The following is a 26,170-nucleotide window of genomic DNA, read 5'->3' on the forward strand; positions in this document are numbered from 1 at the left end:
TCATTTCTATTAATAACGTTGCTAGTTCATGTTTGAATCCAGATAATTACTGTGATACAGCTGCCTTATTCTTACTTTCCTTCTCAGTTACCTGCACTAAATACTCTAGAAATTCTTCTCTCAAATCATCTCGTTTAAGAGCAAACTCTACTGTTGCTTGCAAGAAACCTTGCTTGTCACCAACATCATACCTTCTTCCCTCGAAGGTATAAGCGTACATAGCTTCTTTTTGCGCTAGAACCTTAAGTGCATCCGTAAGCTGGATCTCTCCACCTTTACCGGGTTCTGTACATTCCAAAATTTCAAAGATAGCCGGAGTAATAACGTATCTTCCCAGAATGGCTATATTGGAAGGTGCATCTTCCACAGATGGTTTCTCAACTAGCCCCTTTACTTTGTAAATCCGATCTTCAATATACTTACCTTCCACGATACCGTACTTACCGACTTCTTCATACGCAATTTCTTGAACACCCAGAATAGTAGTCTTATACTCATTATAGATTTCCATCATCTGTTTCAAACAAGGCTTAGGATTATCAACAATGTCATCTCCAAGCATAACAGCGAACGGTTCATTACCTATGAAACTCTTTGCGCAATGAATGGCATGACCTAACCCCTTAGGCTCTTTCTGACGGATATAATGAATATTTACCATATCCGAAATGCCTCTAACTTGTTCTAACAAATCAAGCTTCCCTTTGGACTCTAGTTCCAATTCCAGTTCGACGGATTTATCGAAATGATCTTCAATGCTTTTTTTGTTTCGACCTGTTATGATCAAAATTTCTTCAATCCCAGATGCCACTGCTTCTTCAATAATATATTGAAGCGTTGGCTTGTCCACGATTGGAAGCATTTCCTTTGGTTGTGCCTTAGTCGCCGGAAGGAATCTTGTCCCTAGTCCTGCCGCAGGAATAATAGCTTTCCGAACCTTCATGTAGTCTCACTCCTTGTTACCCCATAATACTCCACGTACCAGTTCGCAAACTTTTGCAATCCTTCTTCGATTGGGGTTTCCGGTTTAAATCCTACAGCTTGTTGCAACAAATGTATAGACGCATAAGTTGCTGGCACATCACCTGGCTTAATTGGTTCAAATACCTTTTCAAATACCACTTCTTTACCAGCAGCCTTGCTTAGAGCCTTTTCTAACGTTTCAATAAAGGTCATTAGCTTCTCAGGGCTGTTATTTCCAATATTATAAACCTTGTGTGGAACAGATTCGGTAGGCGAATTGCTGAGCAATCGTTCAATGCCTATTACAATATCGTCTACATATGTAAAGTCTCGATAGAGGTCATTCTCAAAATCACCATTATTATAGATGTGAATAGGTTGGCCAGCAAAATATTTATCCGCAAATCCGAAATAGGCCATATCCGGTCGACCCATAGGACCATATACGGTAAAGAATCGAAGTCCGGTAGCCGGTATGTTGTACAAATGGCTATATGTATACGCCATTAGCTCATTTGATTTCTTGGTAGATGCGTAGAGCGAAACAGGAGTATCAACCATATCTGTTTCTTCGAAAGGCACTTTCTTATTCGCACCATACACCGAGCTAGATGAAGCATAAACGAGATGTTCGACCGGATAAGCTCTGCAGGCTTCTAGGATATTAAAGAACCCTATAATATTGCTTTGAATATATACATCCGGATTCTCAATGGAATAACGAACGCCTGCTTGAGCAGCTAAATTCACTACATAGTTTGGTTTATGTTCTTCAAATATTGCAGTAATTATTGTTTTATCAGAGATATCGGCTTTGATAAACGTGAATTTCTCAAAAGCTTGAAGTTGTTCCAATCGAGTATGCTTAAGATTCACATCATAGTAATCATTGATATTATCAATACCAATGACTCGACATCCCTGCTCTAGAAGCTTTTTAGATAAGAAGGATCCAATAAAGCCAGCCGCTCCGGTAATAAGATACACTTTACTAGAATCAAAAGGTTTGAAGTTCAAAGCTCTTCAACTCCTTGCTGTCTTCTCTATGTGCAGGTGTTCTGCCAACCGAGTGATACTCTACGCCTGCACCTTTCATTGCATCAACTTGATACAAATTTCTGCCGTCATAGACTAACGGAGTGCGCATAAATGACTTATAAACTTCCGCTGAAATAGATTTAATTTCTCCCCATTCAGTGAAGATAAAGCAGACATTCGCTCCCTCTAAAGCACCTTCTATGCTATCAACATACGTTATGTTGCCTTTACCATGCTCCCCTTCAGGATAAACTTTGGAGAAGTTTTCTTTTCCGACAGGATCATAAGCATAAATATCTGCACCTTGCTCTAATAGCATGGGGACGTTAACTAGGGAAGCAGCCTCTCTCAGATCATCTGTACCCGGTTTAAATGTAAGTCCCAGTACCGCAACTTTTAGACCATTGAAAGTAATTAATCGCTTACTTGCCTTCTTATATAAGAGCGTTTTTTGATCATTATTGACGTCAATTGCAGCTTTTACCGTTCGTAGTTCATATCCATGTTGCTTAGCAATATACTCGAGTGCCTTAGTATCTTTAGGGAAACAAGACCCCCCATAGCCAATACCAGCATTTAAGAACTTGCTGCCGATTCTGTCATCAAAGCTCATCCCTTTTGCAACATCTTGAATATCTGCGCCGACTAGCTCACACAGATTGGCTATGTCATTCATATAGGAGATCTTAAGAGCCAAGAAATCGTTTGAGGCATACTTAATCATTTCTGCTGATCTTCTATTGACGGAAACAATAGGTAAATTAAAAGGCTCATAGATCTTCATTAGCAGCTCTTCAGCCCATTTACTCTCTGTACCAATGACAATACGATCAGCATGCAATGTATCACGCACTGCTGAACCTTGTGCCAAGAATTCAGGATTAGATGCTACTTCTACTCTCACATCGTTGACTAAGAAATCATGAATGAATTGTTCTACTTTATCATTTGTACCAACCGGAACAGTGGATTTCACGACCACGAGACAGTCCTTTTCTACCGACTCCGCAATTTGCCTTGCAACAGTTGCTATGTAAGAGAGATTGGCAGAACCATCCGGCTGCTCCGGAGTTCCAACACCTATAAAGATTGCATCTGCATCTCTATAAGCTGATTTATAATCAGTAGAATAATTAATTCTTCCAGCAGCATAATTCTTGCGCATTAATTCTTCCAAACCTGTTTCATAAATCGGAGAAATACCAGATTTCATTAAGTCTACTTTTTTTAAATCTATATCAACACATGTTACTTGATGACCCATTTCAGCAAAACAAACACCGGCAACTAAGCCTACATAGCCTGTTCCTGCAACTGCTATTTTGTACATTGAAGTGCCTTCCTTTACTCTTAATCTCTTACTTCTTGTACATTAAGTAACAATTCTATTATTGATCACTAAAACCGAATAATATCATCTTCTTCCAGATAATCACCAATTTGCACTTCAATAAGCTCCAGCACTATTTTACCAGGATTCTCTAATCTATGTCTTTGCCCTTGCTTTATAAATATACTCTCACCTGCGACCACGAAGTTCTCAACACCATCAATCGTTACTTTTGCTATTCCTTTAACAACAATCCAATGCTCGCTGCGATGATGATGTAATTGATTACTTAACTTTCTCCCTTGATTGACTTTTACCCTCTTAATTTTACAATTGTTCTTTTCTTCTTCAAGTACTTTATAATATCCCCAAGGTCTATAGTTGTGAACATGATTTTCCACTCTACTATCTTTTTTCAATGTTAATGTATCTACTATCTCTTTTACCTGTTGTGATTGATCTTTTTTACAAATCAATAGAGCGTCTCTATTATCTACTACAATTAAATCAGTAACACCAACAATTGAAACTAATTTCTCTTTTTCCGAGTAGATGTAATTATTCCTTGAATCGATTACAATGCTATCTGAATTAACGATATTATTATTCTCATCTTTGTCAAATACATCATAGATAGCGTCAAAACTACCAAGATCGTTCCAACCAATATCCACTGGCACTACAACTACATTACTACTCTTCTCTAATATGCTATAATCAACGGAAAAATTTCCTTCAATTTTACTAAAAGCATCATTAATATTGTTGCATGTCTCAAAAGCATAATAAATGTCTTTAGTAAACTCTTTTACTTCTCTTTCAAAAAAATCCGAATGAAACATAAGAATACCGGAATTCCAATAATATCCGTTATTTACATATGATATGGCTACATCATAAACTGGTTTTTCTTTAAAATCTTTTACCTCAAAGTAATCACCCTTTTTAGTTCCAGGTGCAATATAACCATAACCTGTATTTGGATTATCAGGCTTTATACCAAAAGTTATTAATGAATAATTAGAGATGTCTTCGAACTTTCTAATTATGTCCGCGAATTCTTGCTCTCTTTCAATAATATGATCAGATGGAAAAACTACTACTGTATCCTTCTCCACTTTATTAATTTCATGAACTCCGGCGTAAATTGCCGGCAAAGTATTCTTCGCTTCAGGTTCAACAATAATATTCGATTCTTTAAATTCAAAACCTAATTCTTCGATCGCACCTATAACTAAAAACTTATATTTCTCATTAGTAATGACATATACATCATCTATTTCCACTAATAACAAGCTTCTAATAAAAGTTTTTTGAAAAAGAGAAGGTTTGTCTGATTGTAACTTAATAAATTGCTTTGGATAATTATTACGACTAAGTGGCCACAGCCTTGTACCACTTCCACCAGCTAATATGATAACTTTCATAAGTACTTCTCCTTAGGCAACTAGATTATTTCATTACACTTTATTACTAATTCTTAAAATAAAAATACTAATGGTTTCTTTAAAGCCCATTTTAAACATGCTTATTAAGTTTAGATTGAGTGACCTAAGAACTTTTAACGGCCAAACCCAATTATTAAATACAATTTGTACAGCAATTTGAGCGATTATAAGCCCCCATACACCCATGTTTGTCGTATAAATTATTATGTAAGCTAAAATAATACCTGATAGACTTGAAATTAAAAAAGCTTTCATATACGGCACATTATTGGTATTGGATATGTACGACGCATAATAGGAATGATGAAATAATAAGAAAATATAAAATGTAATTGAAAGTAGAACTGGAATATTAAAACTAGTATCTGGTTTAACAATTGATAATAAAGGTATCCCAAAAACCAACAATCCTATTACACCTGCAATAAAAATTATACAGTACGCAGTCATCGCAGAGGACATTAGTCGCTTTAATTTTTCAATATCTCTATTTATATAAGCAGATTGTAAGGATGGCTGATATGCAGAGTATAATACCCCTGAAATTGTAGCAATTGCTGTTATAAGTTGCACTGAGATTGAATAAATTCCAGTCTCAGTTAAGCTTAAAAACATTGAGCAAATTATAGTACTCGCTTGGTTAGTGAAATAACTTGAGATCGAAACCAGACCATCTCTCCAAGCATTATGCCAGATTATGTTAAAAGATTCTTTTATATCATTCTTGCCAATAATGATTGATACTTTATTTAAATGTTCTCCGATTTTATTAAAATTATAAAAAAAATGTTTCGATAATACTCGAAACAACACTCCATACCCCAAATAGCTTATAGCAACTGCGATTAATCCGAAACCACTACATAATAAAATAATTGAAGCTACAATTTGAAAAGTTCTGGAATAAACATTTGCAACATTAACTTGTGTAACTCCACCAACACCTCTCAGGAATGTTGTATAATAACTATAATATAAATTCATAAAAACCGCAGATATATAAATTAACCATGCTGCTATATAATGCGAATAACCACTCAAATCTCTTGACAGGTGTAGAATATAGATAGTCCCTACAGTTAATAATACAAATAGAGCAGATAGTGAAATTATTAGGTAAATTCTCTTACATGTTGCGATAACTTTTTTCATCAAAATAAAATTAGGCTCTTTATTAGTTACAAAGTGCCCACCCGTTTTACTCAATTTTGAAGCTCCGCTCCAACAGTATGCAATATTCCTGGCGAAAGTCGGATTAAAACCAAAATCAAATAGTGTAACTAAACCGCCAATACTAAGGAAAACATACCATAACCCTAGTGTATCTCCATCAAGAAAATGCATAATGAAAGGCAGTACAATAAAATTACTGCCCATACTCATAAGCGTCCCCAAGTAATTCCACATAACATCTCTTTTAGTGACTTTCACTATCACAGTTCTCCTCGACTTGCAATTTCAATTCTATTTGTTAATCATTCTGTTATATCTTAAAGTATTTGAAAGTTCGGTCTTAAAAATCGACGATATTCTTTCCAGACTATGATCTTGGATGAATCTTGAAAACGATTCAGTTAATTTTGCGTTATTTTTTATTTTTTTAATTTCACTAAAGAATTCCGATTCATTTTGAACTCCAATACAAATTCCTGGATATTTATTCTGATACTGCTTAACAATATCGTCATTATTAGTAATAACTATCTTATGCAAAGAGAATGCGTCATATATAGCCCCACTTGACCTATACTTAAAATTTAAGGGTAAAGGAACCAATATACTTTCTGAACCTTGAATATATTCTTCATAATCTATCCTTGGCAAGAAACCATTTATTATTTTCAAATGATTATTATCATACTGATACTGCTTTGATCTAAACACAGCCTTTAAGTTCATTGTTTTAAAATGATTTTTTTGTTTTTCACTTTCGATAATTCTATTTAAAAATAACTCATCATTACTATTACTCAAACCCACACAACGATACAAATTTTCTCGGTTTATATTCTTAATATTTTTGTTTTCCACTGGATGAGGTATTACATGAACTCTTTCATTGGCAATTCCAATTTCATCTACTAAATATTCTTTAAAATAGCTTTCAAAAACTATATGGTGCATTTTATTCATATAAGATTTAAAGATTATTTTTTTTGATTTTCGGTTAAGTTCATCAATATTTTTATGATGTATTATTAAAACGTTATCTCCTTTTAAAAACAATTTAGACAACGCCATTGCGATAGTATCAAAAGCCAAAATGATAACAAAGTCATACGCAAGACCATTATCAATATTACCTGTTCTTAGCATTATCGAAATCGTTTCTAACTTTCTGCTTATTGCATTTTCTCTTTTTCTTTTCTTGTTATGCTCAAATTCTACTAATTCAACACCATTCCAATTGTTCTTATAATCAATATAGTAATCTTTTTTAGCAACTACCTTAACACTGGCGATAGAGGACAAACAATCAATTATATTGCTATTAAAGTGTTTATGACCTTCAGCAAATAGATAATCAATTACAAGAATTTTCATTTGAACCTCCACTTATACTTGTATGTAAAAAACCGATTTGAGTACTTTCATTACGCAACCTCATTTTTATTTGGTGTTTCCCTATCAAGATCGAATAATCCAATAATAAAAGCAGTTACACCAAATATTGATATTGTTATAGAATATGCATAAAACAGTATAAACCAAAATCCACCAATCATTATCCATGGAGATTTATGGAAATTTTTATATATGATTATAAATAAACCGAGACAGTAGAAAACTCCTATTAAACCATTGGTTAAAAATAATACATTTAACGTTTCATGCATACTATAGTATGTTTTGTTGGCTAATTCCCAACTTGAAAATGAAAATTCATCAATTACACCAAACATATTTAAATGATCTGTGATAGTCCCTAAATAACCTTTTCCTGTAATTAAATACCACGGTTTGCTCGCATACTCATATGTTATGTTTAAAATTTCAGAAATTCTCATTTTGGGGGAATCCGGCAGATTAATTAGCCAACCTGATTTCCAAATTGAGAGCATTGATTTAGCCTGTTCCAATTTGACAGAAAACAATACACTGTGATTACTCATAGCTGAAACCAAAGAGTTCATTGCAATCAACATTACAGCCATGAATATAGTAATCAAAATGATAGCTTGCAATGGTTTTCTTTTTCGAATTAATAACACAATCGTCATCATCGGAACTAATACAATAATAATAATCATTTTTCCATTCGTATTATATAATAAAGACAATATAGTAATTATACTTCCAATAATAAGGAGTAGTGTTTTTTCAAATCTTGAATAATTAGTATACAATGGCAATAGCACCACGCAAGTAAGGAGCATCACAATATTACCTACTTGAAGTGAATCCAATCCACCCCGGTTACCATAATTACCGAACAATAATGAGGCTACCAGAGTTATTGCTAAGCTTATAATTATTCCGTGTAAACATTGTTTAATTTGATCTACATTTATTTTATTTTCACTAATAACGCAGCTAACAACAATAACTTCAATTAATACAACAATAAATATGTAACTCGCATCTATAAACTTAGAAATAACATTTGGTGAGCTCGCGATGTTATTATCATTAAATAGTATACCTAGCATTCCCATTACGAAACCAATAGTAGTCATAATTATCACTGTAGTTATAAATTTTTTTATATATCCGTTGGATTTCAATACGTTTTTAATTGAACCTTTTATTAGATACTTTATGAAAAGGGGCAGAATGCAAAGTATGCCAACGTTTATTCCTGCTATCTTAAAGTTCTTGAATCCATAAAACACATCTGTACCAACAAATGATGGGGACTCCATACTCAAACTAAGAAAGATAATATAATAGCATAAGTACTTATGATCTTCTTTAAATACGAATGACTTAGCGAGTACTAATACTTCGGCTATAGTAAGAACTAACATTACATTAAAATTGTCATAATAAAAACTGTTTAACAAAGCAATCATTGATGCAATAATAATAAAACTTAGAGACATTTGATTGCCGGTAATTCTTGCTAAAGGGTATCTTAGTTTAGAATTCATATACTTTAGTCATCCTCATAATTCATTGATATAATTATAAATTATCCACAAAATCACTTAGAGTATTACCAAAACTTGTTTCATGGAGAAGCTGAATTCGAGCCTCACTATCATCTTTAATATTTCTTCTAGATACATAATCATAGAGAACTTTTTTTTCATCTCGATCTATGTCTAATACAATTCCGATATCATACTGTTTGACCTGGGCCGCAACATCATAAACATAAGGGGTAGTAATAATTTTCATTCCGCTTTGCACATATTCTAGAAATTTATTTGGATATGCCACATTGTTTGTAACAATATTTTCCCGAATAAGGAAAGCATAATCCCCTGCACATAATACGTTATTTACTACCTCTGCATTTACACTATCAATAATAGCATCTTCACAGTCAATTAACCGAACGATCTCATTTCTTTGATGTGAAAGTATTAGTAATCTGCTTTTTATACTGGAATTTTGTTTTATTTCTTTGTATAGTTTAATTGTTTTATCAATGCATTGCCATGGTGAAACCCCGCCTGAATAGATAAATAATACTTCATCATCTTTTATTCCATATTTCTTTCTATAAATTTCTCGATATTGTAATCTTTCAAATTCATTAAACTTCCCTCCCTCAATCGCACATGGAGCGATATAAAATTTATGATTTTTCAATTTATATTCACTCGTGAGATGTTCTACTAATCCATTAGAAACTACAAGAGTAGCATCAACATCTTTCAAGTGCTTTGATTCGCCATACCTAGCAACTTGATAAATTATCTTTTGGCGTATTTTCCTTATTAAGTTTTTTCCAACCGAAAATTGCAACATATCATCATTTGCTCCATGAATATCAGCAATAATTGGAATCTCTTTGTCTAAAGATCTTATTTTTCTGACATAGTGCAAGGTGCCAACCCCAGATAAAATAACACATTTATATTCGCCAGATCTAACGTATTCAGAAATAATGATATTACTCCTCTTAATAACAGACAAAACACTTAAAGGATTATTCATTTCTATACCTAACTTGATTACTTTACATTTATATCCCATTGATTCGTTATTGTTATTTAGCTTTTTATTGCTGCATAAAACAACGAAATCTGTTTGTATTCCCCACTTCTCATATAATGTTTTTGCTCGGTTTTTAATAAGTCGTAATTCACCACTGGTATTTAGTATATTTCGAGTAGTAATTAAAAGTATCTTATCCAAATCCTATCCACTCACTTATCATTTTTTGTTTGCTTATTTCAAATACTAAGAAACACTTCAATATCTATCCATGGTTAAATAGGAATGTTTTCGTATCCCTCTTTTGAACAACTACTGTATTATCTGCGAATTCACCTTTTATAACACTCCCTGCTCCAATCACACAATTATTCCCGATTTTTGTCCCTCTTAGAATAACTGTATTTGCAGCAATCCATACATTATCACCAATTTCAACAGGAGATGTAATATATTTTAAATTTTTCAAACCATTAGCGGCTTTATAATCATGATCGTGATCATAAATAAACACATTCGGACCGACCTGAACATTTTTCCCTATAGTTATCTTCTCATGAGAAATTATTATACAACCGTGATTAAAAGATGAATTATCTCCTATTGATATCTCTGCATTTTGTCTAACTCTAATCTTAACACCACTACGCATACGAATTTTATTGCCAATAATTAATTTACTTCTTTTCCCGATTTCAATCTCGGTGAAAGGAGAAACGATATTAAAAAAAGTAAAATAAAAACTCTTAAAATGAAATAACTTAATCAAATGGAACTTTACTAATGAAAATAATAAGCAAAATACAGCTCTTATATATTTTTTCATTTTATTCTCCTTTAAATTCTTTGCAGTTCTTGTAGATAAGTATCTATTACAATCTGTCGATCGAATTCATTTTCCACTTTAATTCGAGCATCAAGTCCCATATTTAATTTCATTTTATGGTTGATATTTAAATACTTTTCTATTTTATTTGTTAGGTCCCTTGCATTTCCTGGTTCAAAAAGGTAGCCTGTGTGATTATCATTTATAACGTCCTTTGAACCATTTATATTCGATGCAATACAAACCCTACCCATTGCCGCTGACTCTAAAAGAACATTTGGAACTCCTTCTCCTCCATGTGAGGGAAGAACAGTACAATGACATTTTTGAATCCATGATTTAATATCCTTTTGAAATCCGATATAGTTTATAATTCCTTTTAAATTGTAATCTTTAATAATCTCTTTATATCTATCTTCCTCAATGAATCCAGCCACATAAAAATTTGTATTCGGATATTTTTTTTTAATGCTTTTAGCACTAATTAAATACTCATCTATGCCTTTAATTTGCATAACTCTTCCAATGAAAATGAAATTCACTATATCGTCGCTCGGTAGGTCACATACTGAAAATTGTTCGAGATTCACACCAGATCCTGGGACCATTGCATAATTGGCTTTTACCAAGTTATTATTGATAAAATAGTCTCTATCGCCACTGTTTTGGAATAATACTTTGTACGACCTTTTAAGTGAGATTTTATATAAAAACTTCGCCATTACGTTAACAACATTGTTTTTTATAAAAGTACCTCCTGTTCCTGTAATGTTGCTTATTTGTTTATGTTTTGTAAGGTTCGAGGCTATACAGCCATATATATTGGGTTTGATGGTGTATGAGAAGATAATATTCGGTTTAATTTTAAGCATTATTTTTATATAATTTATTATTAACCTAATGTCCGTAATCGGATTTATACCTCGTCGATCCACTGTTGTCTCAATGATTTTACAGCCCAAATCACTAAAAAACTTATTATCTTCCGATTTTGGTATTGATATATATATATCATGTCCTTCATCGACCAACATTGTAATGAACTCTCTTCTGAAATTATATAACGTTATAAAATGATTTGATAAAATCAAAATTCTCCGCCTTAGCACTCTCTTAATCACCTGCTATCTTTTTAAATTATTGTTATTTACCTTTGTGATCGGTAGGACTCTCTTTTTATCCCACTGTTATTACCTTCAATAATTCCATCACTTTTTAAAATACTAACTAATGTCCCAAAAAAGCATTTAATATCCATCCATACACTAATCTTCTCGACATACTCACCATCAAGCTTTGCTTTTTCTTCAATAGTAAGTTCGTCTCTTCCATTAATTTGAGCCCACCCAGTTAATCCGGGTCTAATATTGTTTGCTCCATATTTATCACGTTCAGCAATCAAGTCGTACTGATTCCAAAGCGCTGGACGTGGGCCTATTATTGCCATGGAACCACATAAAATATTTATTATCTGAGGCAATTCATCAAGACTTGTTTTTCTTAATATTTTCCCTACGTTCGTAATATATCGGGTTGGATTTTCGAGTAGATGTGTCGGTGTGTCCTTCGGTGTATCTATTCTCATTGTACGAAACTTAAGAATTGTAAACCTTCTCTTGTGGATACCAACTCTTGTTTGTTTAAAAAGCACTGGTCCTTTGGAATCCAGCTTTATCGCAATGATAATAATTGCAAATAATGGTGCAAGAACAATCAATCCTACAAATGCAAGTATGAAGTCAATTACACTCTTTGATACTGAGTACAGTTTAAATCCCCCCATATTTTTCAAGTCCATCATTACTATGCATTCTGCAAATGCTTACACGCTCAGTGCCAAAGGGTTCATACAAAAGAATAACGATTTTATATCTCCAACAATCTAATAGCTATAAAGTAAGTCCCCTTTAGAATAAAAGCTCCCCGGATGCTGATTATCTACCACAATCAGCAGCACACGGAAAGCGTTCCATCAATTACTTTTCAGTTATCAAAATCCTAATAATGCTAATAAAATTACTTATTCAGGCTCTCTTCCTTGACTATATCATCATGAGTTTTGCCTTGACTAACACCATACTTCTTAGCAATCTGTGAAAGTTCATTATACTGCTCTGGACTAACTCCATTAAGAACAATTTTGCGGGCTTCTCTTTTTTCCTCAAGACTAAGTCCACCACTGGCTAGCTGCTGTAATTTTTTCATATCCTTTAAACAAAGTTTACTAATAAGAATCGAAGTCACCGATGCCTTGTCCTTTAATGAGACCGATTCCTTTATGTTTTTCGCCTTTTCAACCGATACTTCGGGAGAGTATTTGTTAATTTGTTCATCACCCGTTTTAGTTTTCCCATCATCTGTAGCAGGCCTAGCTGCTTGGTTATCTTCGTCCTGGATTTGAGAAGTATTTATTGTCGTTTCATTGTCAGATGGTTCATTTTTTTTCGTACCTTCTTGTTGTGACTCATTACCGGCGCTACTCTCAATTTCTTGTTCAACAGCCATTGTTTCAACTGTAGTATTGTTTGTTAGATCAGGTTCAAGACTTGCAGACAAAGACCCAATCACTTTATTCACAGCATAATTAGCTACAAATACTCCTGCAATCCCAAACACGATAACTATTGAGCCAATCCACAATGCGACCTTTTTCCATCTCTTCATGTTTCGCAAAGTATCCATTCCTTTCACATCCAATTCAATTCCTAATGTTAGGAAACATCTTTAAACAACGGTACTATGTACTCAATAACATTTCGAATGTCATCTTTATCATCGCCAATTGCACGTTCCAGACGTTTAAACTGAAGCTCCAACTCCGCTTGATTAATACCCAATGGTTTGCCAATAAATATTCGATTATGCTTCGTCTTCGCAATCGCCTCTTCATTCAGTAGCAGCTCTTCATACAGCTTCTCCCCGGCACGGATACCGGTAAACTCGATTGGTATCTCAGTATATGGTTCGAAACCAGACAATCGGATAACATCCTCTGCAAGCTCTACAATCTTTACAGGCTGGCCCATATCCAATACGAAGATTTCACCTCCAGCAGCAAAGGCTCCTGCTTGGATGACGAGCTGTACGGCCTCAGGAATGGTCATAAAGTAACGTACCATCTCTGGATGCGTGACAGTTACAGGACCACCGGCTGCGATCTGCTCTTTGAACCTTGGTATAACACTGCCTCTACTGCCGAGAACATTACCGAACCTTACTGCTACATATTTGGTATGGCTTACTTGGTCTAACATTTGTATGTACATCTCAGCAATCCGTTTGGTGGCCCCCATAATGCTCGATGGATTAACCGCCTTGTCAGATGAAATGAGAACGAATCTCTCCACCTCATAACGATCAGCCGCATCAGCCACATTCTTAGTCCCAAACACATTATTCTTAACGGCTTCCGCCGGGTTTCTTTCCATTAGTGGAACATGCTTATGCGCGGCTGCATGGAAGACGACTTGTGGTCTATGTAAGCGGAATACATCGTCAATGCGTTGACGATCTTGGATATCCGCAATGATGGTTTCGAGTGCGAGTTCTGGGAAACGTCTACGCAGTTCCATCTCAATGGTATAGATACTATTCTCGCCATGCCCTAATAGAATCAAGGTCTTGGGCCTGAATATCGTGATTTGTCGGCACAATTCAGAACCTATGGATCCACCGGCACCGGTTACAAGAACAACCTTGTTCTCTACATATTCGGCAATACCTTTCAAATCTGGCAGGATTGGATCGCGTCCAAGTAAATCTTCCAGATCTATATCTCTCATGGCACTAACCGATACCTTGCCGGCGATTAGATCATTCAGTGCAGGTATGATTTTCACCTTAGCGCTAGTTACTCTGCAAATCGAAATGATCTCAGACAGCTCTGACTTCTCAGCTGATGGAATGGCAATTATAATCTCGTTAATCTTATGCCTTCTCACAATTGCTTCAATTGCGTACCGATCGCCCAGAACGGGTATACCCAGTATGCGTTGTAGTAACTTCTTCTTATCGTCGTCAATAAAGCCAACTACATATAATTGCGCGTTAGCATTGCTCTTAATCTCTTTCGCGATAATGGCACCGCAGTCTCCGGCTCCAATAATAAGCACTCTAGACTTATTAGTAGCAGTATTCTTACTATCTACAATCATTCTCCATATGAAGCGGATGCCACCCATTATCAACAGCATCGTCTCCATGGTCCGCACCGCTATTGGCAATGGAACGTTCTCATCCATGATGATGCTCGTTAAACCATAGGAAATTACCCAGCCAAGAATGACTGCTCTCAGCAGAGAAACAAGCTCACCAATACTGGCATATCTCCATATACGTTGGTACATCTTAAAGTAAACCATCGTCATATTGCATATCACTGCTGTGACTAATGCATAGATTAGCATTTGCAATACAGAGTCTGCTGGAATGGTCCCCTGGTAACGGAATAAATAAGACGTTCCAACGCTAAAGCAAACGATTAATGAATCAATTCCCAATAAAAGCAAAGAACGCTTCTTGTACAGCATTGGACTTCCCCCATGTTCTCAGTATTACTATCCGGCTTATATGCCCTCAATTGGTAGTATTAGACAATAGTCCCAGATATAATAATAGAACTTATTACCTGGCATAACAATACTTTTGAACTACTTTTCTGTTTCGCTATAATAGTAGTAGTAGTACCCATCACTGTTCTTCTGCTCTATGTTCTTCAGTACCACACCGAGTATTCTTGCCTTTACATGTGTTAATTGTTGCTTCGCCTTGATAACTGCATCGCGTTTGACCTTACCTGATTCAACGACAAGCAAGACGCCATCACATTTTGTCGAAATAAGCTGTGCATCTGTTACTGCTAACGTCGGAGGGGTGTCGATTAAGACAATATCAAACTTGGTTCGCAGTTCTTCGATTAGTGCACTCATCCGCTGAGACGCAACCATCTCGGAAGGATTAGGCGGTACAGGACCGGAAGGAATAATAAATAAATTAGGGATGTCCGTAGCTTTAACCGCCTCATCCAGCTCACACTGCCGTGACAGTAAGGAAGACAAGCCATGACGATTGCTTAGCCCAAATGTGTGATGCATCGTCGGCTTGCGCATATCGGAATCGATGAGTACGACTTTCTTATTCGCTTGGGCATAAACTACGGCTATATTAGCGATTGTCGTTGATTTTCCTTCTCCCGGTGATGCTGAGGTTCCCATAATAACTTGAATGTGATCATCGACTGAGGAGAAATCAATATTCGTCCGCATCGCACGATAAGCTTCTGAAATAGGTGACTTTGGTTCGTAATACGTAATCAGATATCTGCTATTTCCCAACTTGGACACTCGAAATCTCACCTGCCTTTACGTTACCCGTCTTAATCGCTTCTTCTCGATTCGCATGTTCATTCTTCACTTTGGCGATTTGGCCCATTGTCGGCAGCTCCAAGTATCGCAGAACGTCCGCCTCAGTCTTAATCGTGTCATCTAAATACTCAAGTAAAAAAGCAATTCCAGCTGCTGCCATAAGAGATACAACGAAAGCCAAAATCACGTTTAGCTCAAGTTTGTTATTGACCGGAATAGGGTCTTTGCTTGGATTCAATTTCGCTAAGTTCAGTACGGTTACATTCTGCACGTTGAAGATTGTCGGAATTTGTTCTTTAAACACCTGCGTCACTGCATTCACAATCTCTGCTGCTTTCTCATAAGAGAGATCCTGAACAGCCATCGTCATTACTTGCGTATTGTTGACGGAGCTCACTTTCACTTTCTTAATCAAATCATCCACGCTCATGTTAAACTCCGGATGTTTGTTGGACACTGCCTCCATAATAGCCGGTGTCTTGATCACTTCTTTGTAGGTATCAATCAAACGAAGATTGGCATTCACTTCGTTCAAATCCAAGTCGTTGGCGGAAGTACCTGTGGCGGCTGTGCGATTGACAACAATCTTGGTCGTCGCTTGATAAACCGGTTCAATCATGAAATAACTATACAACCCCGCTGCCATTGAACAGATGACAACAACTGCAACGATCATCCATTTCCGTTTGGTAATAATCCGTATATAGTCTCGGAGTTCTAACTCGATCTGCACGTCATATCCCTCGCAATTTCATCATCAAAATTTTGGATTAATCTGGGTGAATTTTGTTCTTTAAAGCAATATACATCCCCCATTGAAGGGGGATGTATATTATGCCATTCCATCCTGTGATGCTAGTTGATTAACCCTTGAAGTTAAATGCACGGTAGATAATAACTGCTGCTTGAGCGCGTGTAGCTGTAGCGTTTGGATTGAATTTACCTTTATCGCCAACAACAAGTCCGTTGTTCGCTGCAAAAGCTACTCCATCTTTTAAGCTAGCGCTAATCGAACCAGCATCCTTGAATGCGTCTAGAGCCTTCAGGTCTTCAGCGTTAGCTTTGACCCCTTTAGCTGCTTCCAGGCCACGAGCGACCATTACAGCCATCTCTGCGCGTGTAATTGTAGCGTTAGGCGCGAAGGAAGTAGCTGTACGGCCCTTGATGATACCAGCTTCGGATGCTGCAGCTACGAATGGTGCGAACCAGTCAGCAGCATTCACGTCGCTAAAGCCTTCTTTGGCCAATACGTTGTCCAGATCAAGTGCACGAACGAGCATCTTAGCGAACTCAGCGCGTGTTACTTCACCATTCGGAACGAATGCGCCATTAGCGCGACCTTGGATAGCGCCTTTAGCAGCCATAACTTCGATCTGGCGGCCAGCCCATGCTTTTACTTTATTAATATCTTTGAATGCAACTTTGTTCTCAACAACTACATATGTGGAGAAGTGGTCACGCTTCTCAGTGATCACGCCGTCGTGGAATACGCCCCCATAATAAGTCGTACCGTCGAATACTGTTAGAAGATCTTTGTCGACACCTGTTGTATTTACAGGGATGTTAACTTCAATTGGGCTGCTGAACTCGTGAACTTCTTTACCGCCAACTGCTAGGGCAAAGTCATAAGCGTCAGATACAGCTTTCAACGAAGTTGCAGGAGCCGCAGGAGCGTTGTTCTTCACATTGAATGTGAAAGCATCGTTGATCTCAGCACCAACCGGCAATGTCGCGCTAAAGCCATTGAAGCCAAAGTTGAAGCCAATTACGTTAGCTCCGATAACTTTCTTCACGCTGTCGCCGATAACGGAAACACTAACATCTTTGGCATTAACAGTTCCGAGATCCACTGTCAGTACCACTTTAAGTGCAGCTTCCGCACCAGGAGCCGCATCTTTCAAAGCTGCGATAACTTTAGCGATTTCGTTGATAGCTTTTTCAATTGCTGCCGCACTTACCGTTACAGTTGCTTTACCATCAACAATCTTAACGTCGCCTTTAGCATCGATCTTCGCTAGTTCTGCGATAGCTGCTGCAGCTTTATCAATCGCTTCTTGGATTAGCTTGTCTTTCTCTGCGCCGGTTGCAGCTGCAATCTTGCCTTTAAGCTCATTCAAAATGTCAGTAATCGATGGCGTTGTGATTGGCGGAACATATGTGCTAGTAGAGTAAGTTAGTGTATCTGATTTCTCGAAGATTACTTTACCTTGGAACTTCGCTTGAATTAATGCTGTACCAGTCGTCGCAGTAGATGCAAGCGTTACTTTACCCGCCACAACTTCAATATCCACGTTGCCGCTTGCTGTCCAAGTGAGCAGCGCATTAGGAATTGTGATGCCTTTGAGTTGCAGCGTGTATGTATGAGTGCGTCCATTGTCAGAAGTCGTATACGTGTTTACGGTTTCTGCACGAACTGCTGCTACCACTAGCGCTTTCGTCGCTGCTTCTCCCGCTGGAAGTGCAGTTGTGAAGTTCTCAAATGTTGCTGCCAGGCCATCTGCCAAATCTTGATTAGAAGTGTTACCTTTAAGAGCGTTGAGAACATTGCTAACTACTAGAGTATCATTATCCAATACATTCTTCACACCAGCTTTGATCAAAGCTACTGCTAGTGAACCTGACTCATCATTAAGCAAATCTGCTAGATTCGTTTGCACGGATTCAACTGCTGCCGTTTCAACCGCATCAACAAATGCCAGCAAGTCATTTACTGTAAGCTTGTCTGTGTTAGTTGCAGCAGCCAAAGCTACTAGAGCCGCTTGAAGATCTGCATCGGAACGAATAGCTGCAATTTCTTCGTTGCGCGTGCTGTACATAATTTTTCCAACAGCTTGGAAGGTGTCGAACAGAAGATGTTTGTTGGCGTCACTATTAATCGGTGACGGAACATAAGCCCAAAGAGGGTCAATAGCCTCGTTGTTTGCTACATACGTCAGTGCGCCGATTTGAGTGCGAAGATCGCGTACGCTTTGCGCTTCTCCACCAGCTATAAGTGCTGTATGAATAGCATCCAATCTTGACATGAATTCATCATAAGTAGGAGTTGCTGCTGCTGCAATATTGGACAGACCCAGTTGCTCTGCCAATCCTTTATTGCTAAGTGGCAATCCTGCCAGAGAACCTGCTACTAGACTTGCTGCGATCGTAGTTACTACTAATTTTTTTCTTACTGTCATTATAAGTCACCTCAACCTCTAAATTTGTCTAAAATTGCCTCCATTTGTAACAATCACTACCAATAGTACCATCCATACACCAAGTGGTCAATTATCTCCCAAAAAATTTTAGGAGATTTTCCAGCTTTTTACTTTTGGTAGTCCTGCCCAATACTGGTGATTCATTGAAAATACGATTGCTAATGATAGCCTCAGCATTATGCTTGTAACAGTGCTCGAAGCTCTCTCCAAGCTCTTCTCTTACTCTCTTATAGGCTTCTTGAAGACGATAGCCGCGACGTATAACATGATGTGCATCCGAAGAGAGCGTATGTATGAGACCTTCCTGGCAAAGCTGCCAGGCTGAACGTTCGATTTGTTTGCCAAATCCGCCGAGCAGAGAGTGGGTCGTCACTTGGCCATAGGCACCTGCGTCTACCATTTCTCTTAATTTGGATGGGTTCTGTACGACCTCAGCATTTCGTTCGGGATGGGCGATGATCGGCCGTATGCCCATAATCGTGAATTCATGAATATATTCCAGCATCCGTTTGGGAACGGAAGAAGACGGCATCTCTAATAAAATATATTGGGAATTAGCCAAAGTGGACAGTTCCCCTGAACTCCAAGCTTCAAGCATATCACTATGTACACGAATCTCTTGTCCCACATACAGATCAAGCGCAATTTGCTCAATGGTTAGTCGCTCTCTGAGCAGCTCTACTTGCTGGTGAGCGAATGACGCATCGTTCATATAACGCCCATTGGCGTGATGCGGAGTGGCAATGAGTCCGGTGATTCCATCCGACACAGCAGCTCTAGCCAAATCTAGTGCCTCTTCCATATCTGCAGCGCCGTCATCAATGCCCGGCAATATATGCGTATGAATATCTATCATGGCAAGACCTCCTTACGATGTCGGATTTTCTCATTATACTACAGATTTACCAACGGAATGTGTCCATCATTTGTCAATTTCCTCCCAAATGATTACAACCATAAATACATAATAAAAAGACTGACCCTTTCGCAGAATGCTTCTGCGAAAGAATCAGTCCTCTTCGCTTGCGATCTTAGCGCGACTTTACGGCGATCCGGTTAAGCGCACGCTGCAATGCGAGCTCAGCGCGAAGTTGGTCGTACTCATCACGCTTGCCGTTAATGCGTTGCTCTGCACGCTGCTTCGCTGATTCTGCGCGGGACAGATCGATATCGCCCGGCAGCTCAGCGCTCTCAGCCAAGATAACCACTTTATCCTTACGGATCTCAAGAAACCCGCCGTTAACGGCGATTGTTTCTTCAGAGCGGTCTTTCTTGATCGTAACAGGAGCAATTCGCAAAGGCGTTACCATCGGAATGTGATTAGGCATAATACCCATCTCACCCTCGGAGCCTTTAACGATAATCATATTTACATCCTCCGCGTAAACTTTACGCTCAGGTGTTACAATTTCCAATAAAAAGGAGCTCATGATATTACCTCCCTAGCTATGAGCGATTAAACCTCTTGAGCAAGTTTTTCCGCTTTAGCAACCGCGTCTTCGATCGTTCCGACGTTATGGAATGCCGATTCCGGAAGGTGGTCGTACTTACCTTCAAGAATTTCTTTGAAGCTGCGTACCGTTTCTTTAACAGGAACGTACAAGCCCGGAATACCATTGAACGCTTCCGCAACGTGTAGTGGTTGCGCGAAGAACACTTGAATTCGACGCGCACGGTGAACGATCAGCTTGTCTTCTTCAGACAATTCGTCCATACCGAGGATCGCGATGATATCCAGAAGCTCTTTATAACGTTGCAGAACTTTCTTAACGGTTTGCGCTACTTGGTAGTGCTCTTCGCCAAGAATTTCAGGTGTTAGGATACGGGAAGACGAAGCGAGCGGATCTACGGCCGGGAAGATACCCATTGCAGCGATGTTACGCTCAAGGTTAGTCGTTGCATCCAAGTGGGCAAACGCCGTTGCAGGAGCCGGATCCGTATAGTCATCTGCAGGAACGTAGATCGCTTGAATGGAAGTAACGGAACCCTTCTTCGTGGAAGTGATACGCTCTTGCAGTTGACCCATTTCAGTTGCCAATGTTGGTTGGTAACCTACCGCGGATGGCATACGGCCTAGCAAAGCGGATACTTCAGAACCAGCTTGCGTGAAGCGGAAGATGTTATCGACGAACAGAAGAACGTCTCTTCCTTCTTCATCACGGAAATACTCAGCCATTGTAAGACCTGTCAAAGCTACGCGAAGACGCGCACCCGGAGGCTCATTCATTTGACCGAATACCATCGCTGTCTTAGCGATAACGCCGGAGTCGCTCATCTCGTGGTAAAGGTCATTACCTTCACGAGTACGCTCACCAACGCCGGCGAATACGGAGATACCGCCGTGCTCTTGTGCGATGTTGTGGATAAGCTCTTGCATCGTTACGGTTTTACCTACGCCCGCACCGCCGAAGAGACCGATTTTACCACCCTTGGAGTAAGGAGCCATCAAGTCGATAACTTTGATCCCTGTTTCCAAGATTTCTTGTGATGTCGACAATTCTTCAAACGGAGGTGCTTGACGGTGGATCGGGTTAGAGATCGTACGGTCAACATCACCGTTGTTATCGATTGGATCACCAAGTACGTTAAATACACGGCCAAGTGTTGCTGGTCCTACAGGTACTGTGATCGGTTTACCCAAATCCACAGCTTCTGTTCCTCTGACAAGACCGTCAGTGGAAGACATCGCAACGCAGCGAACCAGATTGTCGCCGAGGTGAGTTGCTACTTCAACCGTAAGGTTGATATCGCGCTCGCCTGCGTTTTGAGCCGTTCTTTCGATTTTTATCGCATTAAGAATCTCAGGCAATTGTCCGTTGTCGAACGCAATGTCGACTACCGGTCCTGTTACCTGGACTACACGCCCCTTGCTCATTCTTGTACCTCCTTCATGTTTTCCGGAGCTGCACCGCCGGAAGTGAAACGGCCGTTAAACCGATCACAACCAGCTGGTGCTTACTTCGGATGCATTAATGGTGAAGCTTATGCCTGTGCGTTAGCTCCGCCGACGATCTCTGCGATTTCTTGCGTGATTGCTGCCTGACGTGCACGGTTGTACGTCAACGTCAAGCCTGCGATCATCTTCGTCGCGTTCTTCGTTGCATTGCCCATCGCTGTCATACGTGCGCCGAATTCGCTCGCTTTACCTTCCAATACCGCGCTGTAAACAACCGTTTCCGCGTATTTCGGCAATAGAACGTCGAGGACCTTCTCAGGTGACGGCTCATATTCGTAACTTGCCTTCGCGCCTGTAAATTGCGACTGATCCAGTGGAAGCAGCTGCTTAATAACAGGAACTTGGGTAATTGCATTATAGAATTGGTTATACACCAGGTTTAGCTCGTCATATTTACCGCTTTCGAAGCCTTTAACAGCAGCTGCTGCCAACGACTTGATATCGGCAAACTTCGGTGAATCGGAAAGTCCTGTTACTTCATCAGCAAGGTTGATGTTCCGGCGTTTGAAGTAATCCCGGCCTTTACGTCCGATGACGAAAACGTCGTATTCAGCAGCAGACTTATGCTTCTCCTGAATCTCCGTCCATACTTTACGAAGCACGTTCGCATTGTATCCGCCCGCCAAACCGCGGTCCGACGTGACGACCAGGTAGGCCGTACGTTTGACTTCGCGGCTTTGCAGCATAGGATGCTTAATCGCGCCCCCGCCCGATGCAATGCTCGCTACGACTTCCTTGATCTTGTCGGTATATGGACGTGATGCTACAGCGGCATCTTGAGCTCTCTTGAGCTTGGCGGATGCAACCATTTCCATTGCCTTCGTGATCTGTTTCGTATTCTGCTTACTCTTGATCGAGCGCTTAATTTCGCGCATACCTTTAGCCATTCGTTGTCACCACCTTATTACCGGCCGTATGGGTGAAGCAAGCCTCACCCTAACCAGTTCTATTCCGCACAGTATTCAAACGGTATACGATAAGCAGCATACCGTTTAAATGATTAAAGAAAGGTTTTAAACCGACACTGCAAAGCTGTTCTTGAACGATTTGATCGCTTCAACAAGCACTTTCTCATTGTCGGAAGTCAAATCTTTCGTATCGCGGATGGAAGCGAAAATTTCTGGTTTGTTTGCATCCACGTAAGCCAGAAGGCCAGCTTCGAAGCGGCGTACATCTTGAACCGGAATATCATCAACGTGTCCACGTGTAACCGTGTAAAGGGAAACGACCTGGCGCTCTACCGGCAATGGCGCATTAACGCCTTGCTTCAAGATTTCCAGTGTGCGCTCACCGCGGTTTAGACGGGATTGCGTTACTTTATCAAGATCAGATCCGAATGCTGCAAATGCTGCCAATTCGCGGTATTGAGCAAGGTCAGTTTTGAGCGTGCCCGCAACTTTCTTCATGGCTTTGATTTGAGCGGAGCTACCTACACGGGATACAGAGTTACCAACGTTAACCGCTGGACGCTGACCGGAGTAGAACAGGTCGGACTCTAGGAAGATTTGACCGTCCGTAATCGAAATTACGTTTGTCGGGATGTAAGCCGAGATATCGCCGGCTTGCGTCTCGATGAATGGCAAAGCAGTCAAGGAACCGCCGCCTAGCTCATCGTTCAGCTTAGCTGCGCGCTCAAGCAAACGGGAGTGAAGGTAGAATACGTCCCCTGGATAAGCCTCACGGCCCGGCGGACGGCGAAGCAGCAAGGAAAGCTCACGGTATGCTGCCGCTTGTTTGGAAAGGTCATCATAGATAACAAGTACGTGTTTGCCGTTGTACATGAAGTACTCGCCCATCGAGCAGCCTGTGTAAGGTGCAAGGTAAAGAAGCGGGGACGGCTCGGAAGCGCTCGCGGTTACGACGATTGTGTATTCCAAAGCGCCTTGTTGGCGAAGGGATTCAACAACGGTACGAACAGTGGATTGCTTTTGACCGATTGCAACGTAGATACAGATAACGCCGTTGCCTTTTTGGTTAACGATCGTGTCGATCGCGATTTGCGTTTTACCTGTTTGACGGTCGCCGATGATAAGCTCACGTTGACCGCGGCCGATTGGAATCATCGCATCGATTGCTTTGATACCTGTTTGCATCGGCTCGAATACCGATTTACGAGCCATTACGCCCGGTGCCGGAGATTCGATTGGACGTGCTGCAGTTGTGTTGATTGGTCCGTTGCCGTCAACCGGTTGGCCTAGTGCGTTTACTACGCGGCCAAGCAAAGCTTCGCCAACTGGAACTTCCATGATACGACCCGTTCTCTTAACTTGGTCGCCTTCGCGGATGCCTGTGTAAGGTCCCATGATAACGACACCGACGTTGCTCTCTTCAAGGTTAAGGGCCATACCCATAACGCCGTTCGAGAATTCGAGCAATTCGCCGGCCATAGCGTTCTCAAGGCCGTGCACACGTGCGATACCGTCACCGACTTGGATGACCGTACCGACATCAACGACTTGAATTTCGGATTTAAATTGTTCGATCTGTTGTTTAATCAGCGTGCTGATTTCATCAGGTCTGATACTCAATTCCGTTCACCCCTATCTACAATGCTTGAGTTTTCAAAGCTTTTTCAAGTCGAGCGAGCTTGCCGGAGAGGCTGCCGTCATACAAACGGTCGCCGATGCGCACTTGTACGCCGCCGAGCAGAGCTGGTTCAACGATTTGTTTTGCGATGATGCGTTTGCCAACCATTGTGCCGAATTGCGCAGCCACTTTGGACAGCTCATCTGCGGACAAGGATTTAGCCGTATATATAGTAGCGTGTGCCTGACCGAGCGCATCGCCCGCTACTTTCGTATAAGCTTCGTACACTTCTGCGATCGCGTCATGACGGCCGCGGATAATGAGCAGCTCTACTGTATTCAGTACCATTACCGACACTTTGTCAGATAGCGCACCTTTAATAATGTCGATCTTCTTCGTCACTTCGACGTTTGGCAGACCAAGAAACTTGCGGATTTGCGCATCTCCGGTCAGGGCGTCAACGACGATTTTCAGCTGTTTCTCAACATCTGCAACCGCATTATTGCTTTGCGCAAGTTCAAACAGCGCTTTAGCGTAGCGTTTAGCTACGACGCTCTCGCGGCTCATTTGCTTCCAACCTCATTCAAGTATTGGTCAACAAGCTGCTCTTGCGATTTATCATCGATTTGTTTCTCGATGATTTTGGAAGCGATCATGACGGACATACCGCTAACTTGACTGCGGAGTGCAGAAATCGCTTTGTTTTTCTCGCTTTCGATATCTTTGACAGCGTCGTCCTTCAGGCGAGTAGCCTCGGATTTAGCAGCATGTACGATTTCATCTGCTTGCTTCGAGCTAGTTTGTTTCGCTTGCTCGATAATTTCATAAGCATCTTTACGTGCTTGTTGAAGGGATTGCTTCTGCTCTTCATACTGTGCTTCGGCTTGTTTGCGGCTGTTCTCCGCGCTCTCAAGCTGTTCTTTCACGAACTGCTTGCGCTGTTCCATGATGGAGAATAGCGGACCGAAAGCGTAACGGCTAAGCAGCCAGTAAAGAATTCCGAAAGCAACCAGTTGGATGAAAAAATTGGACCATACGATATCCAACGTACGTCACTCCTTTCCGTAGATTAGCCGGCTTTCAATTGAAGCAGGCAAAAGGAAGGCGCGGAGGCTGATTGCACTCCCCGCCATAATGCATTAGTAATCTTACGATTTGCCCAAGAAGATGAACGCTAGTACTAGGGAAATAACTGGAAGTGCCTCTACAAGCGCTACCCCGATGAACATTGTAGTTTGAAGAGTACCGCGAAGTTCTGGTTGACGGGAAATACCTTCAACTGTACGACCTACGATCAAACCGTTACCGATACCTGCACCCAGTGCTCCAAGACCGAATACAATTGCTGCTGCAACTAATGCTAAAGCTCCCATTAGAGAAATCCTCCTTAAAATGTTTACATATAGTTTTATTGTTT

General features: G+C 39.9%; 24 protein-coding genes. All 24 read right to left on the reverse strand.

The features are described from left to right. Window positions 1-46: 46 nt before the first annotated feature. Complete coding sequence (gene galU / locus AC6ESO_RS22970) at window positions 47-943, reverse strand: UTP--glucose-1-phosphate uridylyltransferase GalU (RefSeq protein WP_497093435.1); 897 nt, start codon at window positions 941-943, stop codon at window positions 47-49. Further along, window positions 940-1,980, reverse strand: coding sequence for an SDR family NAD(P)-dependent oxidoreductase (locus AC6ESO_RS22975; RefSeq protein ID WP_497093436.1), 1,041 nt, complete (start codon window positions 1,978-1,980; stop codon window positions 940-942). The genes galU and AC6ESO_RS22975 overlap by 4 nt, the downstream gene beginning before the upstream one ends. Beyond that, window positions 1,961-3,331 carry a UDP-glucose dehydrogenase family protein gene (locus AC6ESO_RS22980; protein ID WP_497093437.1) on the reverse strand — a complete coding sequence of 457 codons (1,371 nt, stop codon included), beginning with the start codon at window positions 3,329-3,331 and terminating at the stop codon, window positions 1,961-1,963. Before AC6ESO_RS22980 ends, AC6ESO_RS22975 begins: the two co-directional genes overlap by 20 nt. A gap of 68 nt (window positions 3,332-3,399) precedes the next feature. Continuing rightward, window positions 3,400-4,758: a mannose-1-phosphate guanylyltransferase/mannose-6-phosphate isomerase gene (locus AC6ESO_RS22985; protein WP_497093438.1), complete on the reverse strand. Its 1,359-nt coding sequence runs from the start codon at window positions 4,756-4,758 to the stop codon at window positions 3,400-3,402. A gap of 33 nt (window positions 4,759-4,791) precedes the next feature. After that, on the reverse strand, window positions 4,792-6,210 hold the full coding sequence (gene wzx, locus AC6ESO_RS22990) for an O-unit flippase-like protein (RefSeq protein WP_497093439.1): 1,419 nt from the start codon (window positions 6,208-6,210) through the stop codon (window positions 4,792-4,794). Window positions 6,211-6,243: 33 nt separating this feature from the next. Continuing rightward, the gene (locus tag AC6ESO_RS22995; protein ID WP_497093440.1) at window positions 6,244-7,323 is read right to left on the reverse strand and encodes a hypothetical protein; all 1,080 of its coding nucleotides are present in this window, start codon (window positions 7,321-7,323) and stop codon (window positions 6,244-6,246) included. A 50-nt stretch (window positions 7,324-7,373) separates the two neighbouring features. After that, a complete protein-coding gene (locus AC6ESO_RS23000; protein WP_497093441.1) occupies window positions 7,374-8,870 on the reverse strand; it encodes a hypothetical protein in 1,497 nt (498 codons plus the stop codon). 34 nt (window positions 8,871-8,904) lie between these two features. Next, window positions 8,905-10,086 carry a glycosyltransferase family protein gene (locus tag AC6ESO_RS23005; protein ID WP_497093442.1) on the reverse strand — a complete coding sequence of 394 codons (1,182 nt, stop codon included), beginning with the start codon at window positions 10,084-10,086 and terminating at the stop codon, window positions 8,905-8,907. Between the two features lie 64 nt (window positions 10,087-10,150). Further along, entirely contained in the window at window positions 10,151-10,711 is a 561-nt protein-coding gene (locus AC6ESO_RS23010; protein WP_497093443.1) for an acyltransferase, read from the reverse strand. 11 nt (window positions 10,712-10,722) lie between these two features. Next, window positions 10,723-11,832, reverse strand: a complete 1,110-nt coding sequence (locus AC6ESO_RS23015) for a glycosyltransferase family 4 protein (protein WP_497093444.1) — start codon at window positions 11,830-11,832, stop codon at window positions 10,723-10,725. Between the two features lie 26 nt (window positions 11,833-11,858). Then, window positions 11,859-12,512, reverse strand: coding sequence for a sugar transferase (locus AC6ESO_RS23020; RefSeq protein WP_497093445.1), 654 nt, complete (start codon window positions 12,510-12,512; stop codon window positions 11,859-11,861). Between the two features lie 215 nt (window positions 12,513-12,727). Beyond that, on the reverse strand, window positions 12,728-13,393 hold the full coding sequence (locus tag AC6ESO_RS23025; RefSeq protein WP_497093446.1) for a hypothetical protein: 666 nt from the start codon (window positions 13,391-13,393) through the stop codon (window positions 12,728-12,730). A gap of 29 nt (window positions 13,394-13,422) precedes the next feature. Next, window positions 13,423-15,240, reverse strand: a complete 1,818-nt coding sequence (locus tag AC6ESO_RS23030) for a polysaccharide biosynthesis protein (RefSeq protein ID WP_497093447.1) — start codon at window positions 15,238-15,240, stop codon at window positions 13,423-13,425. A gap of 120 nt (window positions 15,241-15,360) precedes the next feature. Then, window positions 15,361-16,053, reverse strand: coding sequence for a CpsD/CapB family tyrosine-protein kinase (locus AC6ESO_RS23035; RefSeq protein WP_475783036.1), 693 nt, complete (start codon window positions 16,051-16,053; stop codon window positions 15,361-15,363). Further along, on the reverse strand, window positions 16,034-16,807 hold the full coding sequence (locus AC6ESO_RS23040) for a YveK family protein (RefSeq protein WP_497093448.1): 774 nt from the start codon (window positions 16,805-16,807) through the stop codon (window positions 16,034-16,036). Before AC6ESO_RS23040 ends, AC6ESO_RS23035 begins: the two co-directional genes overlap by 20 nt. A 130-nt stretch (window positions 16,808-16,937) precedes the next feature. Continuing rightward, window positions 16,938-19,250 (reverse strand): S-layer homology domain-containing protein, encoded by a 2,313-nt coding sequence (locus AC6ESO_RS23045; protein WP_497093449.1) that lies wholly within the window; start codon window positions 19,248-19,250, stop codon window positions 16,938-16,940. 91 nt (window positions 19,251-19,341) lie between these two features. Beyond that, on the reverse strand, window positions 19,342-20,127 hold the full coding sequence (locus AC6ESO_RS23050) for a tyrosine-protein phosphatase (RefSeq protein ID WP_497093450.1): 786 nt from the start codon (window positions 20,125-20,127) through the stop codon (window positions 19,342-19,344). A gap of 175 nt (window positions 20,128-20,302) precedes the next feature. Further along, the gene (locus tag AC6ESO_RS23055) at window positions 20,303-20,701 is read right to left on the reverse strand and encodes a F0F1 ATP synthase subunit epsilon (RefSeq protein WP_497093451.1); all 399 of its coding nucleotides are present in this window, start codon (window positions 20,699-20,701) and stop codon (window positions 20,303-20,305) included. Window positions 20,702-20,727: 26 nt separating this feature from the next. Next, window positions 20,728-22,146, reverse strand: coding sequence for a F0F1 ATP synthase subunit beta (gene atpD, locus AC6ESO_RS23060; RefSeq protein WP_497093452.1), 1,419 nt, complete (start codon window positions 22,144-22,146; stop codon window positions 20,728-20,730). A gap of 107 nt (window positions 22,147-22,253) precedes the next feature. Then, a complete protein-coding gene (gene atpG / locus AC6ESO_RS23065; protein WP_494819365.1) occupies window positions 22,254-23,114 on the reverse strand; it encodes an ATP synthase F1 subunit gamma in 861 nt (286 codons plus the stop codon). A 126-nt stretch (window positions 23,115-23,240) separates the two neighbouring features. Next, entirely contained in the window at window positions 23,241-24,755 is a 1,515-nt protein-coding gene (gene atpA, locus AC6ESO_RS23070; protein WP_494819366.1) for a F0F1 ATP synthase subunit alpha, read from the reverse strand. 16 nt (window positions 24,756-24,771) lie between these two features. Further along, entirely contained in the window at window positions 24,772-25,320 is a 549-nt protein-coding gene (locus AC6ESO_RS23075; RefSeq protein ID WP_494819367.1) for a F0F1 ATP synthase subunit delta, read from the reverse strand. Continuing rightward, a complete protein-coding gene (atpF, locus tag AC6ESO_RS23080) occupies window positions 25,317-25,799 on the reverse strand; it encodes a F0F1 ATP synthase subunit B (protein ID WP_497093453.1) in 483 nt (160 codons plus the stop codon). The genes AC6ESO_RS23075 and atpF overlap by 4 nt, the downstream gene beginning before the upstream one ends. A 102-nt stretch (window positions 25,800-25,901) precedes the next feature. After that, a complete protein-coding gene (atpE, locus tag AC6ESO_RS23085; RefSeq protein WP_494819369.1) occupies window positions 25,902-26,126 on the reverse strand; it encodes a F0F1 ATP synthase subunit C in 225 nt (74 codons plus the stop codon). Window positions 26,127-26,170: the final 44 nt, after the last annotated feature.

This window comes from Paenibacillus rhizoryzae (assembly GCF_059686995.1).

What these genes read in the sequence shown, in the direction of transcription:
- AC6ESO_RS22985 (WP_497093438.1), bottom strand. Translation starts at nt 4,758, where the DNA reads ATGAAAGTTATCATATTAGCTGGTGGAAGTGGTACAAGGCTGTGGCCA.
- AC6ESO_RS22995 (WP_497093440.1), bottom strand. Translation starts at nt 7,323, where the DNA reads ATGAAAATTCTTGTAATTGATTATCTATTTGCTGAAGGTCATAAACAC.
- AC6ESO_RS22980 (WP_497093437.1), bottom strand. Translation starts at nt 3,331, where the DNA reads ATGTACAAAATAGCAGTTGCAGGAACAGGCTATGTAGGCTTAGTTGCC.
- AC6ESO_RS23075 (WP_494819367.1), bottom strand. Translation starts at nt 25,320, where the DNA reads ATGAGCCGCGAGAGCGTCGTAGCTAAACGCTACGCTAAAGCGCTGTTT.
- atpD (WP_497093452.1), bottom strand. Translation starts at nt 22,146, where the DNA reads ATGAGCAAGGGGCGTGTAGTCCAGGTAACAGGACCGGTAGTCGACATT.
- AC6ESO_RS23000 (WP_497093441.1), bottom strand. Translation starts at nt 8,870, where the DNA reads ATGAATTCTAAACTAAGATACCCTTTAGCAAGAATTACCGGCAATCAA.
- AC6ESO_RS23030 (WP_497093447.1), bottom strand. Translation starts at nt 15,240, where the DNA reads ATGCTGTACAAGAAGCGTTCTTTGCTTTTATTGGGAATTGATTCATTA.
- AC6ESO_RS23055 (WP_497093451.1), bottom strand. Translation starts at nt 20,701, where the DNA reads ATGAGCTCCTTTTTATTGGAAATTGTAACACCTGAGCGTAAAGTTTAC.
- AC6ESO_RS23020 (WP_497093445.1), bottom strand. Translation starts at nt 12,512, where the DNA reads ATGATGGACTTGAAAAATATGGGGGGATTTAAACTGTACTCAGTATCA.
- AC6ESO_RS23025 (WP_497093446.1), bottom strand. Translation starts at nt 13,393, where the DNA reads ATGGATACTTTGCGAAACATGAAGAGATGGAAAAAGGTCGCATTGTGG.
- galU (WP_497093435.1), bottom strand. Translation starts at nt 943, where the DNA reads ATGAAGGTTCGGAAAGCTATTATTCCTGCGGCAGGACTAGGGACAAGA.
- AC6ESO_RS23050 (WP_497093450.1), bottom strand. Translation starts at nt 20,127, where the DNA reads ATGATAGATATTCATACGCATATATTGCCGGGCATTGATGACGGCGCT.
- AC6ESO_RS23010 (WP_497093443.1), bottom strand. Translation starts at nt 10,711, where the DNA reads ATGAAAAAATATATAAGAGCTGTATTTTGCTTATTATTTTCATTAGTA.
- AC6ESO_RS23045 (WP_497093449.1), bottom strand. Translation starts at nt 19,250, where the DNA reads ATGACAGTAAGAAAAAAATTAGTAGTAACTACGATCGCAGCAAGTCTA.
- atpE (WP_494819369.1), bottom strand. Translation starts at nt 26,126, where the DNA reads ATGGGAGCTTTAGCATTAGTTGCAGCAGCAATTGTATTCGGTCTTGGA.
- atpG (WP_494819365.1), bottom strand. Translation starts at nt 23,114, where the DNA reads ATGGCTAAAGGTATGCGCGAAATTAAGCGCTCGATCAAGAGTAAGCAG.